Below are 17,752 nucleotides of genomic sequence, written 5' to 3'. Positions count from 1 at the left end.
GCAGTCTGTGGGAGCTGGCTTGCCGGCGATGGGCCGCAACAAGAATAAAATCTGCTGGAGCCGGTCATGTCCGAACTGCGTCAAGAATGCTTGTGGGAACACATCACCCAGCCGACCGTTGCCGCCCAGGCCCTGGCCGGCGAGCACAAGGCCGATGTCTGCGTGATCGGTGGCGGCATCACCGGCCTGTCTGCGGCGATTCACCTGCTAGAGCAGGGCAAGACGGTGATCCTGCTGGAGGCCTGGAAGATCGGCCATGGCGGCTCCGGGCGCAACGTCGGTTTGGTCAACGCCGGCACCTGGATCCGCCCCGACGATGTCGAGGCCACCCTCGGGCACAAGCAGGGCGGACGCCTGAACAAGGTGCTCGGCGAGGCGCCGGGCGAAGTGTTCGGCATGATCGAACGATTAGGTATCGACTGCCAGGCCCGCCATCAGGGCACCCTGCACATGGCACACAATGCCACCGGCATCGCCGACCTTGAGGCCCGCCACCAGCAATGGGCCCGGCGCGGCGCCGACGTCGAGCTACTGACCGGCGCGCAATGCCAGGAGTACTGCGGTACCGACAAGATTTCCGCCGCGCTGCTCGACCGCCGCGCGGGTACCATCAACCCCATGGGATATACCCAGGGCCTCGCCGCTGCCGTGAGCCGGCTGGGCGGCAAGCTGTTCCAGCAGTCCGCGGTTGAAGGCCTGGAGCGCGACGGCGATGCCTGGCGGGTGAAAACGGCGCGCGGCGCGGTGCGCGCCGACAAGGTGGTGATCTCTACCGGTGCCTACACCGAAGGCGACTGGAGCAATTTGCAGAAGCACTTTTTCCGCGGCTACTACTACCAGGTCGCTTCCAAGCCGTTGCACGGCGCCGCCGCCGACCAGGTCCTGGCCCATGGGCAGGGTTCGTGGGACACCCGCACCGTGCTCAGCAGCATCCGCCGCGACGACCAGGGCCGGTTGCTGCTCGGCAGCCTTGGCCGAGTCGACAACAAGCCAGACTGGTTCGTGCGCAGCTGGGCCGACCGCATCCAGAGCCACTACTACCCGGCGTTGGGCAAGGTCGAATGGGAGATGCACTGGACTGGCTGCATCGATTTCACCCCGGACCACCTCATGCGCCTGTTCGAACCCGCGCCGGGGCTGGTGGCGGTGACCGGCTACAACGGTCGCGGCAACACCACCGGCACGGTGATCGGCCGGGCATTCGCCGAGTTCTTGCTCAAGGACGACCCGGACAGCCTGCCGATTCCCTTCTCGCCGATGAAGCCGGTGAGCGCGCCATCGTTGCGCACGGCGTTCTACGAGTCGGGGTTCTCGCTGTATCACGCCGGGCAGTGCCTGCGGGTGGTGCTGTAGTTCCTGTGCCGGCCTCATCGCTGGCAAGTCGCGGCGGCGAACCGCAGCTCCCACAGGCTTTTGCGCGTACCCTGTGGGAGCCGGCTTGCCGGCGATAGGGCCCGTGCGAGCGACGAAGCTCGGTCATTTGTGCAACCAGCTGAGGAAGCCACCCTTCTTCACCACCGCCGGCTTCTGCAACAACAGTGACTCGCGCTTCTGCCGCCGGAACCGCTGCAGTTTGGTCAGTGCCGACTTCACATCGCCGCTCTCGGCCAGGCAACCGCGCACCTGTTCCTTGTCGATGCGATACAGCATGCAGCCACTGAGGGCGCGAAACTCGACAGGCGAGGCCTCGTCATCCACCAGGCCCTCGAGCCCCAGCACCTCGCCAGGCCCCATGCGGCCACCTTCGATAAGCTGCTCGCCGTCGCGCACCGACGCCAGCACCACGCCGCGGCTGATCAGCAGCACATGTTCCGAGCGCTCGCCGATGTCGAGGATCACCTGGTCAGCGAGGTATTCCACCGTGGTCATGCGCTGGCTCAGGGCGTCGCGCTCTTCGTTGCTCAGCGAGCGGAACACCCGCACCTCGTCCAGCAGCTCGCGCTGGCGGCTGCGCACCGGGGCGCCCTGCTCGGAGTTCCAGGTCACGCCGCTGGCTTCAAGGTGGCGGTGGGCCAGGTCGAACAACTGGTTGCGCACTTCGGTCTTGCGCGACATCTCGGCGATGAAACCGCTGGCTTCGTACTCCACTGACTCAAGTGTCGAAGCCTTCACCGTGACCTTGGGCGCCGGCTTGTCCAGCAGGATGCTGGTGCCTTGCAGGCTCTTCTCCAGTGCATCGAACACCCGTTGCGGGCGCACCTTGGCCGGCACCACGACGCTGATCGACACCCCGTGCACTTCGGCCGGGCGGCTGAAGTTGAGGATCTTGGCCTTGGCCGCCACCGAGTTGGGGATCACGGCCAGGCTGCTGTTGCCAGTGATCAGGCGGGTGGCCCGCCAGTCGATATCAACCACCTTGCCCTCGGTACCGTCGATCGAGATCGAGTCGCCGATCTGGTAGGGCCGCGTGGTGTTCAGCACGATGCCCGAGAACACGTCGGCCAGCGTGCTCTGCAACGCAAGGCCGATGACGATGGCCATGACCCCTGAGGTGGCCAGCAGCCCCTTGACCGGCAGTTGCATCACATAGGCCGCCGCAGCCACCACCGCGGCGAGGAAGATCAACGCCCCGAGCACATCCTGCAGCAGGCGCCCGCCGTGGCTGCCGCGGGCCACCAGCAACTGGCCGAACACCACGGTCACCGTGCGCGCGCCGAACAGCCACCAGCCGATCGCCAGCACCGTGGCCATCAGGTTGCGTGACACGTCGTCGGCCCAGGGTGGCGGTTGCAGCGGGCTCATGCCGGCCGTCAGCAACACCGCGCTGAACAACAGGAAGATCACCAGCCGTGTGGCGATGCGCCAGACCCTGTGCTGCAGCGGGATCAACTGCCAGAGCAACACGTCGAGGAAGATCAGCAAGGTGCCGAGCAACAGCGGGTACGACTGGATGAACGCCAGCATGGTGGTCTCGGTGCGGGGGAGGGCTGTACGTAGTAATAGAGCAGCTTGAGGTGCCAGGCAATTGGGGCAACGCCGTCCCTGTGGGAGCCGCGGTTCGCCGCTGCGACTTGCCGGCGATGAGGCCGGTGCAGCCAATGCCGCTTCATCGTTCATAAAACAGAACGCTAAAGCCAAATTTCGCTATCTACCGCCACAAAGGTCCCGGTTTTAATCTTCTCCCATCAACGCGAAACACCCAACCCACTGAAGATCGAAACCCAAGGAGCACCGGCAATGAACAACTTCAAATACAACCGCCTGAACAAAGACGACGCCGCCGTACTGCTGGTCGACCACCAGGCCGGCCTGCTGTCCCTGGTCCGCGACATCGAGCCGGACCGCTTCAAGAACAACGTGCTGGCCCTGGCCGACCTGGCCAAGTACTTCAACCTGCCGACCATCCTCACCACCAGCTTCGAGCAAGGCCCCAACGGCCCGCTGGTGCCGGAGCTCAAAGAGCTGTTCCCGGATGCCCCGTACATTGCCCGCCCCGGCCAGATCAACGCCTGGGACAACGAAGATTTCGTCAAGGCAGTGAAGGCCACTGGCAAGAAGCAGCTGATCATTGCTGGCGTGGTGACCGAAGTGTGCGTGGCCTTCCCGGCCCTGGCGGCCCTTGAAGAAGAGTTCGATGTGTTCGTGGTCACCGACGCCTCCGGCACCTTCAACGAAATGACCCGCGACGCCGCCCACGACCGCATGAGCCAGGCCGGTGCCCAGCTGATGACCTGGTTCGGCGTGGCCTGTGAGCTGCACCGCGACTGGCGCAACGACGTCGAAGGGCTGGCGGCGCTGTTCTCCAACCACATCCCTGATTACCGCAACCTGATCACCAGCTACAACGCCCTGACCGCCGGCAAGTAAGTTGCCGACAGCCTGGCACCCTCGAGGTGCCAGGCAAGGCAGCACACTCATCCAATCCAGCGCTCGTCTGCCGTTGCACAGTGGTTACAGGCCAGCTCACCTCCAGGGAATGTCAGCGATGAACACCGCAGCCGAAGGCAACCGCAGCGTCGTCACGCTTGTGATCCAGCACAAGGTCCGTGCCCAGGCGCTGGCGCACTACGAAACCTGGCTCAAGCGTGCCGTGACCACCGCTCGCCAACAGCCCGGTCATCTGGACGTCAATGTCATCCGCCCGGACGACGGCGGCCGCCACTTCACCACCGTGGTGCGCTTCGCCGACGCCGGCCTGCTGCAGGCCTGGGTCAACTCTGCCGAGCGCCAGGCGTTGATCAGTGAAGTGCTGCCATTGTTGGAAGACGGCGATCAGACCCAGGTGCACGATGACCCGGAGTTCTGGTTCACCCCGCCCAGCGTCGGCGCCGCGCAACCGCCGCGCTGGAAGCAGGCTTTGCTGACCTACCTGGTGATCTGCCCGATGACCCTGGTCATTCCGCAATTACTGGCGCCGCTGTTTGCCCGCTATCCGCTGTTGGGTGGCCAGATCACCGGCAACTTGATCACCAACCTGTTCGTCATCCTGCCCGTGGTGTTCTACATCATGCCCTGGGTGACGCGCCGCTGTGCCGGCTGGCTGCGCCGCTGAGCGCCAGCCGTGATCCATTGCTAGCCTTCAACCGCCTGCCGATCACCCATCCGGACGGAAAGCACCATGAGCCAGGACCCTACCGACCAGAGTCGCCGCAAGTTCCTCGCCACCAGCACTGTACTCGGTGCCGCCGGTGCGCTGTGGAGCGCATTGCCGTTCACCGATTCCGCCCATGCCGCCCTTTCAGGAGATCCCATGTCCGCCGACCTCATCTTGTTCAATGGCAAGCTGCACACCGTTGACCGCGAGAAGCCCACCGCCAGTGCCGTTGCCATCAAGGACGGCAAGTTCCTCGCCGTGGGCAGCGACGCCGAAGCCATGGCCCACAAGGGCACCGCCACGCAGATCATCGATCTCAAGCAGCGCACGGTGATTCCGGGCCTGAACGACTCGCACCTGCACCTGATCCGCGGCGGCCTGAACTACAACCTCGAACTGCGCTGGGAAGGTGTGCCATCGCTGGCCGACGCCCTGCGCATGCTCAAGGACCAGGCCGAACGCACGCCGAGCCCGCAGTGGGTGCGCGTGGTCGGCGGCTGGAACGAATTCCAGTTCGCCGAAAAGCGCATGCCCACCTTGCAAGAGATCAACCAGGCCGCGCCGGACACCCCGGTGTTCCTGCTGCACCTGTACGATCGCGCCTTGCTCAACCGCGCCGCGCTCAAGGCCGTGGGCTACACCAAGGACACGCCGAATCCGCCGGGTGGCGAGATCCAGCGTGACAAGTTCGGCAACCCCACCGGCATGCTCATCGCCCGGCCCAATGCCACGATCCTCTACGCCACCCTGGCCAAGGGGCCGAAGCTGCCATTGGAGTACCAGGTCAACTCCACACGTCAGTTCATGCGCGAGCTCAACCGCCTGGGCCTGACCAGCGCCATCGATGCCGGCGGCGGCTACCAGAACTACCCGGACGACTACCAGGTGATCCAGGAGCTGGCCGACAACGACCAGCTGACCGTGCGCATTGCCTACAACCTGTTCACCCAGAAACCCAAGGAAGAGCTCACCGACTTCAAGAACTGGACGCAGAAGGTCAAGCCGGGCGACGGCAGCGACTTCTTCCGCCACAACGGTGCCGGCGAGATGCTGGTGTTCTCCGCCGCCGACTTCGAGGACTTCCTCGAACCGCGCCCGGACCTGCCGCAAACCATGGAGCAGGAGCTGGAACCGGTGGTGCGCCATCTGGTCGAGCAGCGCTGGCCGTTCCGCCTGCACGCCACCTACGACGAGTCGATCTCGCGCATGCTCGACGTGTTCGAGAAGGTCAACCGCGACATTCCGTTCAACGGCCTGCCATGGTTTTTCGACCATGCCGAGACCATCACCCCGCAGAATATCGAGCGGGTGCGGGCACTGGGCGGGGGCATTGCGATCCAGGACCGCATGGCCTTCCAGGGTGAATACTTCGTCGACCGCTACGGCGCCAAGGCCGCCGAGCACACCCCGCCGATCAAGCGCATGCTCGACATGGGCGTGCCGGTGGGGGCCGGTACCGACGCGACACGGGTGTCCAGCTACAACCCGTGGACGTCGCTGTACTGGATGGTCAGCGGCAAGACCGTTGGTGGCTTGGAGCTGTACCCGGAGGGCTTGAGCCGCGAGACCGCGCTGCAGCTGTTCACTCACGGCAGCGCCTGGTTCTCCAGCGAGCAGGGCAAGAAGGGGCAGATCAAGGTCGGTCAGCTGGCGGACCTGGCGGCGCTGTCGCTGGACTTCTTCAGCGTCGATGAAGAGGCGATCAAGGGCATCGAGTCGGTGCTGACCGTTGTCGACGGCAAGGTGGTGTACGGCGCCGCCGAGTTCGACAAGCTGGGCCCGGCGCAGGTGCCGGTGTTGCCCGAGTGGTCGCCGGTGGCCAAGGTGCCGGGGCACTGGCGCGCCGGTGCGCCGATGGCGGCGGCGCTGCACCAGTGCGTCGGGCCGTGCGGGGTGCATGCCCACAGCCATGAGAAGGCGCGGCATTCCAGTGTGCCGGTAAGTGATTACCAGGGCTTCTGGGGGGCGCTGGGCTGTTCCTGCTTCGCGTTCTGAGGGTGGCCCGCTCCTGCGCAGGACGTGGGAGCGGCGGTGTGGCGTCCCGATGTGCCACGCGATGGGACGCTACGCCATGTCGCTGAAGGCGAATTCCTCCGCCAGATGATCGATCAACGACCGCACCGACGGCAGCAGTCCGCGCCGCGACGGGAAGATCGCATGTACGATGCCGCATCGCGGATGCCAGTCCGGCAGCATCTCAACCAGGCGTCCCGCCGCCAGGTCCTCGCGCACCGCCACCCTGGGCAGGTGCGCGATCCCCACGCCCGCCACCACGAAGTGTCGCAAGGCAAACAGATCATCGGTGACCATCCGCGGCGTGTGCGGGATCACCAGGCTGCGGCTCATGTCCTCGCCCTGGAACAGCTCCCACTGGTACTCACGCTGGGCGCTGCCCCAATGGACGCTGGGCAGCTCACTGAGCTGCTGCGGGTCGAAGCCTTCGGCAAGCTGTTCGAGAAACGACGGATGCCCGACCAGGCACTGGGTGCTGTTGCTCAGCACCTTCATCACCATGTCGGTGTTCTCCAGCGGCGGGAAGCGCACCCGCAGCGCCAAGTCGAAGCCCTCGTGCAGCAGGTCGACGCGGCGGTTGGTGCTCTCGATGAACAGCTCCACCTGCGGGTACTTGAGCATGTAGCGGGTGAGCATCGGACCGACCCAGGAGTTGAGCAGGGTGGTCGGACAGCTGATGCGCACCAGCCCACGCGGCTCGCTGCGGTTGCGCTCGATGATCTCGGCGGCGCCCTCGGCCTCGACGCGCATGGCCAGGCAACGGTTGTAGTAGGCCTGGCCGATCTCGGTCAGCGAGCAATGTCGGCTGGTACGGTGCAGCAGGCGCACGCCGAGGCGCTCCTCGAGGTCGGCGATGCGCCGGCTGAGCTTGGACTTGGGCATGTCCAGCGCCCGCCCGGCCGGGGCAAAGCCACCGTGCTCGACCACCTGGGTGAAGTAGTAGAGGGAGTTGAGGTCTTCCAAGGGGCGATCTCCGCAGCGCGCCGGGGTAGTGGGGCGCAGTCTACCGGGCGGTGATGGCCTTCATCCAACTCCCTTGAAGGCAATGTCGCTCAGGGCGACTCGATACCCTCCAGCATCGCCTCGGTCAGGCCCTCGGCCATCTCGATCCCATGCAGGCTGGCCCACAGCAGGCTCCTGCCGGTTTCATCCATATGGTCCAGCGCCTTGTAGCCAACGTTGTAGGCGCTGCGCAGGTACTCGGCGACATGCACCAAGGCGTCGTGGGCGTTGATATTGGGGTTGACCGCAAACAGCGGTGGGTGGCCGGCGTCGCATTTGCCGAAGGCGTGGTGACGGGTGTCGGGAAGGGGTGGGTCGGGGATGATCTTTTTCATTGCAGATTCCTTCTTCAGGTTTGACTGCAACCGTCCGTTTCCACGCAGAGGGCGGCAGTTGTACACGGGGTGGAAATCCGGAAAGAAGGTCACCCGGTAGGCCAGAGGCCTCCCGCATACAACTGCCATTACGGCACCTTCTCAGGACTACCGGGTTTCCACGCCCGATCGCTGAACCGACAGCGACCCAGTCAGCCTAGAGGGCATGATTTCCCCGGACAATCAGAAGGGGATCGACAGACTTTGTAGGGTATTTCCTTAGGCGTAGGTTGCCCAGCGAGAAAATTCTTCAGGAGCTGTGGGAGTTATCTGGTGATATTGAGTGCGCGCGGTTTTCACCGGTGATCTTGAGTAATGGCCACCAGGTGTAAGCCTGTAGGTCTATGGCGCTCGATCTCATGGGCGAAACAACCCTCGAGACATGCACATGAGGCCCTCAATCCTCATCCGACGCAAACAACCGCTCCAGCTCCACCCGCGCTTCCTTGGCCGTCTGCATCACTTTGGCCCGGTCGTCGCGGACCTGCCCCTGGGCCTCCAGCACCTGTTCGTCATGCTCGGTGAAGCGGGCGATGCGGTCTGTCGCCTGCGCTTCGGTGAGCCCCAGCCCGACCAGCGCGCGGCGGCTCATCTCCAGGCTGGAATAGAACGTCTCGCGGATCGGGTCGGCGCCCACGTCCATCAGCTTGTGCACATGCTGACGGTTACGTGCCCGGGCGATCACCTTCAGGTGCGGGTACAGGCGCTTGGCCCGCTCCGCGGTGTGAATGGCCACCTCGGGGTCGTCGATGGTGATGATGAAGTACTCGGCCTCGCCAACCTTGGCCGCGTGCAGCACTTCGGGGCGCAGTGGGTCGCCATAGAACACCGGCACCTGTTCGAACATGCGGGTCATCTCGATGGCGTCCACCGAGGTCTCCAGGGCTATGAACGGGATCTTCTGCGCCCGCAAGATGCGCGCGACGATCTGGCCCATGCGGCCCATGCCGGCGATCACCACGCGCGGGGTGCCAGCGTCGATGGCCTTGTACTGCTCGGGCACCTCGCGGGCAGGCTGCGGGCGCTTGAGGGCGCGGGCGCAGCCGAGCATCAGCAGCGGCGTTAGGGCCATCGACAGGGTGATGGTCATCAGCAGCAGGTCGTAGGTCTGAGTGTCGAACAGGCCCTGGTCCTTGCCCAGCTTGAACACCACGAAGGCGAACTCGCCGCCGGCAGCCAGCACCATTCCCAGGCGCAGGGCGCTGGCGCTGTTCAGGCCACCGGCCAGGCGGCCGACGCCGATCAGCAACGCAAGCTTCACGCCGATCAACAACAGGGTCAGGCCCAGCAGCAACAGCGGTATTTCCAGCAGCAGGCGCAGGTTGGCGCCCATGCCGACGCTGATGAAGAACAGGCCCAGCAGCAGGCCTTTGAACGGTTCGATCTGCGATTCCAGCTCATGGCGGTATTCGGAGTCAGCCAGCAGCAGGCCGGCGAGGAAGGCGCCCAGGGCCATGGACACGCCGGCCTCTTCCATCAACCAGGCGGTGCCGATCACCACCAGCAGCGCGGTGGCGGTGGACACTTCCGGCAAACCAGTGCGGGCGACGATACGGAACAACGGGCGCAGCAGGTAGCGGCCGCCGACGATGACGATGGCGATGCTGGCGAACACCTTCAGGCCATGTTCGAGGCTGTCGCCGTGGCTGGTGTCGGGGCCACTGGCGGCCAGCAGCGGCACCAGGGCGATCAACGGGATGGCGGCGATGTCCTGGAACAGCAGGATGGCGAAGGCCAGCCGACCGTGGGGTGCATTGAGCTGCTTGCTTTCGGCCAGGCTCTGAAGGCCCAGAGCGGTGGATGACAGGGCCAAACCAAGGCCGAGCACGATGGCTGCGGGGAGCGTCTGGCTGAAGCCGAACAGGGCGATTGCGCCGAGTACCGCGCCGGTCAGGAACACTTGCGCGGTGCCGACGCCGAACACCGATTTGCGCATCAGCCACAAGCGTCGTGGTGAAAGCTCCAGGCCGATGATGAACAGCAGCAAAACCACGCCCAGCTCGGAGATGTGCGCAACGCTCTCGGTATCGCGGATCAGCCCCAGGGCCTGCGGACCGATGGCCACGCCAGCCAGCAGGTAGCCGAGCACGGCGCCCAGTTGCAGGCGCTTGGCCAGCGGCACGGCGACCACGGCGGCGAGGAGGAAGATGACGGCGGTTTGTAAAAGGCTGCCTTCGTGTGGCATTGCTCGGACTCCTTGAACTGCGTGCGGCAGCGCTTGATGCAACAGCTTATGCCATCAATGAAAGAGGCGGGCATTTTCGGGCGGGGAGGGAAATAGGACAATCCTTGGGTTACAGGAAGCAGCGTTCTGAAAGTAGGACCTTTGCTGAATCCATCGCGGGGCAAGTCGGGCCGCCGCATCGCCGCTCCCACGAAGGTCTTATACCTTGCGTGGGAGCGGGCTTGCCCCGCGATGGTGATCGGCCACTTATTGCAGATGGTTTTTCAAGGCCTGTGCCGCCTGGTCCATGGCACTGCGCACACTGGGCACGGTGCTCAGCACGTTGAGCAGGCCATAGTCATGGATCATGCCGTTATAGCGCACGGCGGTCACCGGTACCCCGGCAGCGTCCAGCTTGCGGGCGTAAGCCTCGCCTTCGTCACGCAGCACGTCCATTTCGGCGGTCTGCACCAGCGCTGGCGGCAGGCCTTTCAACTGCTCCAGGCTGGCGCGCAGTGGCGAGGCGTGGATGTCGTCGCGTTGGCGCGGGTCGGTGGTGTAGCTGTTCCAGAACCACTGCATCATGTTTCGGGTCAGGAAGTGGCCTTCGGCGAACTGGTTGTAGGACGCATTGTTGAAGTTGGCGTCGGTCACCGGCCACAGCAGGGCCTGGAAACGCAGCTTCGGTGTGCCGGCCTCCTTGGCCTTGAGTGCCACCACCGCAGCCATGTTGCCGCCGACGCTGTTGCCGGCTACCGCCAGGCGGCTACCGTCAACACCGATCTCCTTGCCGTGCTCGGCGACCCAGCGGGTGGCGGCGTAGGCCTGGTTGATCGCGGTGGGGTACTTCGCTTCCGGTGACGGCGTGTAGTCGACGTAGACCGCCGCAGCACCGGATCCCACCACCAGGTCACGGATCAGGCGTTCGTGGGTGGGGTAGTCGCCCAGCACCCAGCCGCCGCCGTGGAAGAACATGAACACTGGCAGTTCGCCCTTGGACCCTTCGGGCCGCACCACGCGGATTTCCAGCGGCTGGCCGTCGGCCTGGATGGTCCGGCGTTCGACGCGGATCCCCGACACATCGACCTTCACCCCGGCCTGGGCACCGCTCAGCACCGCACGGGCATCCTTGGGCGCGAGCGTCTCCAGCGGCTTGCCGCCACCGGCGGCCAGGGCGTCGAGGAAGCCCTGGGTGGTGTGCTCGACGCCAGGGCTGCCGGCGAAGGCGTTGTTCACGGCAAGGGCCAGCAGGCCGGCGGTCAGGGTGTGGGACAGTTTCATGTTCTAGCTCCTTTGGCGGGCGAGCCGCGGCTCAGTTCTGGTTGGCGAGGACGGTGGGTTGCACGTAGCTCACGGCGCGCAGCTGGCCGCTACTGTCGCGGTAGGTCAGGGTGGCGGTGTTGGTCTGGCCTTGGGCGCTGGCGGGTGCATCGACGCTGACGACCTTGGCGATGTCCAGGTCCATGCCGTAGCGGTACGGGGTGGCTTCGCTGGCGAAGCTGCTGACGCTGGTGCCGAGGGCCAGGGTGGTGACGGTGACGGCGAAGGCTTTGCGAAGGGTCATGATCGTTCTCCGGGTTCTGCTAAGTGGGGATGGCGACTGCTTTCTGCTTGAGATGAATGATGCGCGCAAATATTTAGTGCGCAAAATATATTTCCGCTATGAGACCGATTGAGTGGATCTGTCGAAGGGGCTCAGCCGCGCGGAAACCCGCCGTAAATGATCAGGCGCTGGGCCGGTACTGCAGCGCCTCCGCCAGGTGCGACCTGGCGATGGATTGCGCCCCCTCCAGGTCCGCCAGGGTGCGGGCCACCTTCAACAGTCGGTGCGCTGCCCGCAACGACAACGTCAACCGTTCGCAGGCCTGCTCCAGCCAGGCCTGGTCGACCGGCTCCAGCGGGCAGTGCCGGCGCAGCCCCTTGAGGTCGAGGAAGGCGTTGGCGCAGCCCTGCCGGCGCTGCTGCAGCTCCCGTGCCTCGGCCACCCGCTGGCCAACACTGGCGCTGGTTTCGCCGCTGGGCTGGTGGGTCAGCACGGTACTTTCCCGGGCCACCGTCAGGTGTAGGTCGATGCGGTCGAGCAGGGGGCCGGACAGCTTGTTGCGGTAGCGCTGGATCTGCTCGCTGCTGCAGCGACAGCGGCCGGTGGGGTCACCCAGGTAGCCGCAGGGGCAAGGGTTCATGGCCGCCACCAGCTGAAAGCGCGCCGGGAAGCGCACCCGGTCCTTGGCCCGGGCCACCACGATCTCGCCCGACTCCAGCGGCTCGCGCAGTACCTCCAGCACGCGTCGTTCGAACTCGGGCAGCTCGTCGAGAAACAACACGCCGTGGTGCGCCAGGGTGATCTCGCCGGGTTGCGGTCGGCTGCCACCGCCTACCAGTGCCGGGCCAGAGGCTGAATGGTGGGGGTGGCGAAACGGCCGCTGTGGCCAGCAATCGAGCGGGGCATGGCCGCTGACCGAGCGAATCGCCGCCACCTCCAGCGCCTCGCGCTCGTCCAGCGGTGGCAGCAGCCCGGGCAGGCGGCTGGCGAGCAGGGTCTTGCCGGTGCCCGGCGGGCCGGAGAACAGCAGGTTGTGCGCGCCGGCTGCGGCGACCAGCAGCGCCCGCTTGGCAGCGATCTGGCCTTGTACTTCGCTGAGGTCCGGGTAGGGGCGTTGCTCCAGCAATAGGCCATTCGCGGCATAGGGTGACAATGCCGGTTGCGCATTCAGGTGGGCCACCAGTTCCCGCAGATGCCCCACCGCGTACACCACCAGGCCGCTGGCCAGGCTCGCCTCTTCGGCGTTTTCCCTGGGGACCACCAGCGCTCGACCCGCGTCTCGCGCCGCCAGTGCCGCAGGCAGTACGCCCTGTACCGGGCGCAAAGTACCCGACAGCGCCAGTTCGCCCAGGCATTCGATGCTGTCGAGGGCGGCAACCGGTACCTGGCCATTGGCGGCCAGGATGCCCAGGGCGATGGCCAGGTCGTAGCGGCCACCGTCCTTGGGTAGATCGGCCGGGGCGAGGCTCTGGGTGATGCGCCGGGCCGGGTAGTCCAGGCCGGAGTTGACGATGGCACTGCGGACCCGGTCCTTGCTTTCCTTGACCGTGGTCTCCGGCAGACCGACCAAGGTGAGCGTGGGCAGACCGTTGGCCAAGTGGGTTTCGACGCTGACAGCCGGTGCCTGTACCCCGACCTGGGCGCGGCTGTGGACGAGGGCTAGGGACATGGGCACTCCGTGTTTGCAGGTGATGGCCGCGTCCTGCGGCCTGGCAAAGCTTAGTGGCGCTCCTGTGCAGGTGGACGAGAAGAGTGCGTCGAATTTTGTCCGGCCTGGCATCCAGGACTGTGGGCGCCTGCCGTCCGGGGCTGCCTGCCACAGATCACGGGAATCCCCGAACCCCGCGCCCGCGCCAGCAGTTCCTCGGTATCGTCGCCGCCCGGCAGCGCCAGCACCAGGTCGGGCCGGCTGTCGCGCAGCATGAAGACGTTGCGCAGGCGCTCGGCCAACTTGCCGTGCAGCTGCCAGTTGGGCGGGTAGCGCACGATGTCGGCGCCCTGCTCCCGGGCCCAGCCTTCGATTTCGCCGCCCAGGTGCTGGCTGCCGCCGTGGATCAGCACCCGGATCGGTTGTTGGCGCTGGAGGGCGTCCAGCGCCTGGCGGCAGCGTTGGCTGTCGGCGTAGTTGCGCCCCGCGCAGATCAGTACGCGCATGCCCACCCCCTCAGAACCACTGGCCGAAGCGGCGGATGTACAGGGTCTTCATGCCCTGGGCCACCAGGCAGTAGCCCAGCAGGGTGGCGGCCAGCCACGGGAAGTATTCCCACGGCAGGGGCACCAGCCCGACCATCGCCCCCAGCGGCGAGAACGGGATGTAGATGCCCAGGCACATCACCAGGCCGGTGGCCAGGATCACCGGCAGCGCCGCGGTGCTCTGGAAGAATGGCACCTTGCGGGTGCGCAGCATGTGCACCACCAGCGTTTGCGACAGCAACCCCTCGATGAACCAGCCGGACTGGAACAACGCCTGCATTTCCACGCTGTTTGCGGCGAACACGTACCACATCAGCGCAAACGTGGTGATGTCGAAGATCGACGAAGTGGGGCCGATCCACAGCATGAAACGGCCGATGTTGCGGGCATCCCACTTGCGTGGTTCGCGCAGGAACTCCTTGTCCATGCGATCCCACGGCAGCGACAGCTGGGAGAAGTCGTACATCAGGTTCTGCAACAGCAGGTGGATCGCCAGCATCGGCATGAACGGGATGAACGCGCTGGCCACCAGCACCGAGAACACGTTGCCGAAGTTCGAGCTGGCGGTCATGCACAGGTACTTCATGATGTTGCCGAAGGTTTCGCGGCCCTTGAGCACGCCTTCCTCCAGCACCATCAGGCTCTTTTCCAGGAGGATGATATCGGCCGATTCCTTGGCGATATCGGTGCCGCTGTCCACCGAGATGCCCACGTCGGCATCGCGCAACGCCGGGGCGTCGTTGATGCCGTCACCGAGGAAACCCACGGTGTGGCCGTTGGCCTGCAGCGCCTTGAGCACCCGCGACTTCTGCAGTGGGGTGAGCTTGGCGAAAACCGTGCGCTCTTCGACCAGGGCCTTGAGCTGGATGTCGTCCAGGCGTTCGATGTCCTGGCCGAGCAGCGGCTGGCCGGGCTCCAGGCCGACTTCGCGGCAGACCTTGCAGGTGACCACCGGGTTGTCGCCGGTCAGCACCTTCACTTTCACGCCCATCTCGCGCAGGGCGGCGATGGCTGGGCCTGCGGTCTCCTTGGGCGGGTCGAGGAAGGTCAGGAAGCCACGGATCACCAGCTCGCGTTCGTCATCGGTGTGGTACTGAGGCTTGCCGTCGGAGGCCGGGATGTCACGGGTGCCGACCAGCAGCACGCGGAAACCCTCCTGGTTGTAGCTGCTGGCGGTGGCCAGCAGTTGCTGGCGTCGCCCGGCATCCAGAGTGACACGCTGGCCGCCTTCTTCCATATGGGTGGCGATGGCCAGCATTTCCTCGACGGCGCCCTTGCTCACCAGCAGGTGATCGCCCAGGGCATCCTTGACGATCACCGACAGGCGACGGCGGATGAAGTCGAAGGGCAACTCGTCGACCTTGGCGTAGGCATAGGGTGGCTGGAAGCGCTGGTCTTCGCCAGCAAAGCGCAGCACGGCCTGGTCCATCAGGTTCTTCACGCCGCTCTGGTGATGGCTGTTTAGCCAAGCCAGCTCCAGCAGGTGCGGGGCCACCTGGCCACTGGGGTCGACATGGTGTTCGAGGATGATGCGATCCTGGGTCAAGGTACCGGTCTTGTCGGTGCACAGCACATCCATCGAGCCGAAGTTCTGGATGGCGTTCAGCCGCTTGACCACCACCTTGCGCCGGGCCATGGCCACGGCGCCCTTGGCCAGGTTGGCGCTGACGATCATCGGCAGCATCTCCGGGGTCAGGCCCACGGCCACGGCCAGCGCGAACAGGAAGGCATCGCTCCAGTCGCCCTTGACCACGCCGTTGAGCATGAACACCACCGGCACCATCACCAGCATGAAACGGATCAACAGCCGGCTGACGCTGTTCACGCCACGGTCGAAGGCGGTCTGGCTACGCGAGCCGACGATGGCCTTGGCCAGCGAGCCGAAATATGTGCGCTTGCCGGTGGCCACCACCACGGCGCGGGCGCGGCCGCTGACCACGTTGGTCCCCATGAAGCCGATGTTGGGCAGATCCAGCAGGCCGCTTTCATCGTTGGCGCTGTCGGCGGCGGACTTCTGCGCGACGTGGCCGAGGGTGTCGTACTTCTCCACCGGCAGCGCTTCGCCGGTCAGCACCGCTTGGCTGATGAACAGGTCGCGGGACTCGATCAGGCGGATATCGGCGGGGATCATGTCGCCGGCGGCCAGTTGCACGATATCGCCGGCCACCAGTTCGTTCATGGGCACTTCGCGCAGGCGCGCTGGCTGGTCGTGGCGCTCGCGGCGCAGCACGGTGGCGGTGGTACGGACCATGGCCTTGAGGGCGTCGGCGGCCCTGCCCGAGCGGTACTCCTGCCAGAAGCGCAGCAGGCTGCTGAGGCTGACCATGGTCATGATGATGATGACCTTGGTCAGGTCCGCTTCTTCCAGGTCGCCTGAGCGTACCGGCAGCCAGTAGTCGGTGACGAAGCTGATGCCGGCGAGGGTGAGCAGCACGTAGATAAAGGGGTTGTGCAAGGCCTTGAGCAATTGCACCAGGGCCGGTTGCGGCTTGTCATGGGCGACTTGGTTGGCGCCGTCGCGCTGCAGGCGCTTGGCGGCTTCGTGCTCGGTCAGGCCCAGTTCGCTGGCGTCGAGGTTGGCCAGGGTCACGGCCAGGCCGTTGCGTGCCTCGCGGGCGGCGCGCATGGACAGGCGGGTGTCTTCGCCGGCTTTGCTGCGGGTGTTGCGGTCTTTTACGGTCATTTGGCTGTGCTCCTGCCGCAGGAGGCGGCACGACACACAGTCGACTCACGGTGGGGAAGGTGAGTAAACGTGTCCCGTGTCGCAATGATTCAAACAATGAAAAACGTGGTTTTTCCGACATTTACGTGTTCGCTGGCGAATGCCGGAAATAAGATCGGCAGCGAACTTTCTACTGGCTGATTCCATGGTCGGTTAATCCCATCTGTTAAATGGCGGGCAATAGAGTTCCAAAGAACTTTAATTACTTAAAGTTCGGAAGTTTCTGACGATTTAAATGGCGTCAGTTCAGCGAACAGACAGCATCGCGCGCGTCACTGCAGGCAGCAACGGGCACGCTATCGACTGGGCGGTTTCAGGGGCGAGGACAAGCCCCAGTCGCGGACAGGACGGTACGGGGCCTTGTGCGCAAAGGCGCGCAGGCGAGGGGTAGCGATATCAAGGTTCATGAGCTTGCCTCCGACCGGGCGGGCACCCGGGGCGGCAAGCTACGGCGGAGCATCAGGCTCTGGCGCGGCTTGCCCGACCTAGGGGCGGGCCCGGAGTTCCGGTTCAAGTGCCTGGCGGCCAGGAGCTGCCAGACAGCGACTAGATACTGTGTCCATTGGATTCTTCGTGAGTTGAAATAAAGGCCCGTTTTTCGGGGCGGGTGAACTTTATGCAAAGCATAGCGAGGAAGTCAACCAGGAAGACGTAACTTAAACAAGTTTCATCTGCTGGGAGGGAAATTAATGCAGTGTGCGGCGCGATTACCATCGCGTGGTAATCCCGCTTCTACCTGGGCAAGGTAGAAAGCGGGCATTCATTCAAGGCTTGGCACCCAGGATGATGTGCGAGGCCTTGATCAGCGCGGTGGCCTTCACACCCGGCTTCAGGCCAAGTTCCTGCACCGCTTCGCGGGTGACGATGGCATACACCTCGGTGCCGCCGGAAAGCTTCAGCACCACCTCGGCATTCACCGCGCCGTCACCGACTCGCAACACTTCGCCTTCGAGGCTGTTGCGCGCCGACAGCCTGTAGCCGTCGGCATCGGTCATCAGCACCACCCACGGCGCCTTGACCAGGGCCACGGCCTGTTTACCGACGTTGATACTGAGGTTGTGCAGGCTGGCCATGGTGACCACCGCGACCAGTTTCTCGCCGCCACCGAGAGTCAGCTCGACCTCGGCATTCACCGCGCCAGGCTGGACGGCGCTGACGGTACCTTCAAAGACATTACGGGCACTGACTTTCATGGCAAGCACTCCCT

Annotated in this window: 14 protein-coding genes; 4 read left to right on the top strand and 10 right to left on the bottom strand. The window is 65.0% G+C overall.

Translation table 11 applies throughout. From position 1 onward, the window contains the following. Window positions 1-66 precede the first annotated feature (66 nt). Complete coding sequence (gene amaA, locus ACQ4OD_RS05960; protein WP_430944015.1) at window positions 67-1,353, top strand: L-pipecolate oxidase; 1,287 nt, start codon at window positions 67-69, stop codon at window positions 1,351-1,353. A 123-nt stretch (window positions 1,354-1,476) separates the two neighbouring features. On the opposite strand, the gene ACQ4OD_RS05955 is transcribed toward amaA, so the two are convergent. Next, the gene (locus tag ACQ4OD_RS05955; protein ID WP_139674557.1) at window positions 1,477-2,904 is read right to left on the bottom strand and encodes a mechanosensitive ion channel domain-containing protein; all 1,428 of its coding nucleotides are present in this window, start codon (window positions 2,902-2,904) and stop codon (window positions 1,477-1,479) included. A 273-nt stretch (window positions 2,905-3,177) separates the two neighbouring features. Here ACQ4OD_RS05955 and ycaC point away from each other — a divergent pair, with 273 nt between their 5' ends. The 3 genes from ycaC to ACQ4OD_RS05940 all read left to right on the top strand — a co-directional run bounded on the left by ycaC (window position 3,178) and on the right by ACQ4OD_RS05940 (window position 6,529). Then, complete coding sequence (ycaC, locus tag ACQ4OD_RS05950; protein WP_046853656.1) at window positions 3,178-3,807, top strand: isochorismate family cysteine hydrolase YcaC; 630 nt, start codon at window positions 3,178-3,180, stop codon at window positions 3,805-3,807. 118 nt (window positions 3,808-3,925) lie between these two features. Then, window positions 3,926-4,492, top strand: a complete 567-nt coding sequence (locus tag ACQ4OD_RS05945) for an antibiotic biosynthesis monooxygenase (protein ID WP_102683046.1) — start codon at window positions 3,926-3,928, stop codon at window positions 4,490-4,492. A gap of 66 nt (window positions 4,493-4,558) precedes the next feature. Then, window positions 4,559-6,529, top strand: a complete 1,971-nt coding sequence (locus ACQ4OD_RS05940; RefSeq protein WP_139674551.1) for an amidohydrolase — start codon at window positions 4,559-4,561, stop codon at window positions 6,527-6,529. 69 nt (window positions 6,530-6,598) lie between these two features. Here ACQ4OD_RS05940 and ACQ4OD_RS05935 read toward each other — a convergent pair whose 3' ends face one another. From ACQ4OD_RS05935 to ACQ4OD_RS05895, 9 genes are all read right to left on the bottom strand, one after another. After that, window positions 6,599-7,510, bottom strand: a complete 912-nt coding sequence (locus ACQ4OD_RS05935) for a LysR substrate-binding domain-containing protein (RefSeq protein ID WP_430944014.1) — start codon at window positions 7,508-7,510, stop codon at window positions 6,599-6,601. Between the two features lie 89 nt (window positions 7,511-7,599). After that, window positions 7,600-7,884, bottom strand: coding sequence for a DUF6124 family protein (locus tag ACQ4OD_RS05930; protein ID WP_430944013.1), 285 nt, complete (start codon window positions 7,882-7,884; stop codon window positions 7,600-7,602). Between the two features lie 436 nt (window positions 7,885-8,320). Beyond that, window positions 8,321-10,108, bottom strand: coding sequence for a monovalent cation:proton antiporter-2 (CPA2) family protein (locus ACQ4OD_RS05925; protein WP_430944012.1), 1,788 nt, complete (start codon window positions 10,106-10,108; stop codon window positions 8,321-8,323). 246 nt (window positions 10,109-10,354) lie between these two features. Beyond that, the gene (locus ACQ4OD_RS05920) at window positions 10,355-11,368 is read right to left on the bottom strand and encodes an alpha/beta hydrolase (RefSeq protein ID WP_139674538.1); all 1,014 of its coding nucleotides are present in this window, start codon (window positions 11,366-11,368) and stop codon (window positions 10,355-10,357) included. A gap of 31 nt (window positions 11,369-11,399) precedes the next feature. After that, complete coding sequence (locus ACQ4OD_RS05915; RefSeq protein WP_139674535.1) at window positions 11,400-11,651, bottom strand: DUF2790 domain-containing protein; 252 nt, start codon at window positions 11,649-11,651, stop codon at window positions 11,400-11,402. Window positions 11,652-11,811: 160 nt separating this feature from the next. Beyond that, window positions 11,812-13,299 carry a YifB family Mg chelatase-like AAA ATPase gene (locus ACQ4OD_RS05910; RefSeq protein ID WP_139674532.1) on the bottom strand — a complete coding sequence of 496 codons (1,488 nt, stop codon included), beginning with the start codon at window positions 13,297-13,299 and terminating at the stop codon, window positions 11,812-11,814. Window positions 13,300-13,349: 50 nt separating this feature from the next. After that, on the bottom strand, window positions 13,350-13,784 hold the full coding sequence (locus tag ACQ4OD_RS05905; RefSeq protein WP_232968073.1) for a DUF2493 domain-containing protein: 435 nt from the start codon (window positions 13,782-13,784) through the stop codon (window positions 13,350-13,352). Between the two features lie 10 nt (window positions 13,785-13,794). Continuing rightward, on the bottom strand, window positions 13,795-16,506 hold the full coding sequence (mgtA, locus tag ACQ4OD_RS05900; protein WP_430944011.1) for a magnesium-translocating P-type ATPase: 2,712 nt from the start codon (window positions 16,504-16,506) through the stop codon (window positions 13,795-13,797). An 803-nt stretch (window positions 16,507-17,309) separates the two neighbouring features. Then, window positions 17,310-17,738 carry a TOBE domain-containing protein gene (locus tag ACQ4OD_RS05895; RefSeq protein ID WP_139674523.1) on the bottom strand — a complete coding sequence of 143 codons (429 nt, stop codon included), beginning with the start codon at window positions 17,736-17,738 and terminating at the stop codon, window positions 17,310-17,312. Between the last annotated feature and the right edge of the window lie 14 nt (window positions 17,739-17,752).

It is taken from the genome of Pseudomonas sp. WC1 (genome assembly GCF_050586565.1).
Classification (GTDB): Bacteria; Pseudomonadota; Gammaproteobacteria; order Pseudomonadales; family Pseudomonadaceae; genus Aquipseudomonas.
Note: the sequence above shows the minus strand (reverse complement) of the source record. Positions and strands in the feature narration are given on the sequence as shown.

Excerpts from the sequence above, each read along its gene's own strand:
- ACQ4OD_RS05915 (WP_139674535.1), bottom strand. The coding sequence starts at position 11,651 with ATGACCCTTCGCAAAGCCTTCGCCGTCACCGTCACCACCCTGGCCCTC.
- ACQ4OD_RS05925 (WP_430944012.1), bottom strand. The coding sequence starts at position 10,108 with ATGCCACACGAAGGCAGCCTTTTACAAACCGCCGTCATCTTCCTCCTC.
- ACQ4OD_RS05895 (WP_139674523.1), bottom strand. The coding sequence starts at position 17,738 with ATGAAAGTCAGTGCCCGTAATGTCTTTGAAGGTACCGTCAGCGCCGTC.
- ACQ4OD_RS05930 (WP_430944013.1), bottom strand. The coding sequence starts at position 7,884 with ATGAAAAAGATCATCCCCGACCCACCCCTTCCCGACACCCGTCACCAC.
- ACQ4OD_RS05910 (WP_139674532.1), bottom strand. The coding sequence starts at position 13,299 with ATGTCCCTAGCCCTCGTCCACAGCCGCGCCCAGGTCGGGGTACAGGCA.
- ACQ4OD_RS05920 (WP_139674538.1), bottom strand. The coding sequence starts at position 11,368 with ATGAAACTGTCCCACACCCTGACCGCCGGCCTGCTGGCCCTTGCCGTG.
- ycaC (WP_046853656.1), top strand. The coding sequence starts at position 3,178 with ATGAACAACTTCAAATACAACCGCCTGAACAAAGACGACGCCGCCGTA.
- ACQ4OD_RS05905 (WP_232968073.1), bottom strand. The coding sequence starts at position 13,784 with ATGCGCGTACTGATCTGCGCGGGGCGCAACTACGCCGACAGCCAACGC.
- ACQ4OD_RS05940 (WP_139674551.1), top strand. The coding sequence starts at position 4,559 with ATGAGCCAGGACCCTACCGACCAGAGTCGCCGCAAGTTCCTCGCCACC.
- amaA (WP_430944015.1), top strand. The coding sequence starts at position 67 with ATGTCCGAACTGCGTCAAGAATGCTTGTGGGAACACATCACCCAGCCG.
- mgtA (WP_430944011.1), bottom strand. The coding sequence starts at position 16,506 with ATGACCGTAAAAGACCGCAACACCCGCAGCAAAGCCGGCGAAGACACC.
- ACQ4OD_RS05955 (WP_139674557.1), bottom strand. The coding sequence starts at position 2,904 with ATGCTGGCGTTCATCCAGTCGTACCCGCTGTTGCTCGGCACCTTGCTG.
- ACQ4OD_RS05945 (WP_102683046.1), top strand. The coding sequence starts at position 3,926 with ATGAACACCGCAGCCGAAGGCAACCGCAGCGTCGTCACGCTTGTGATC.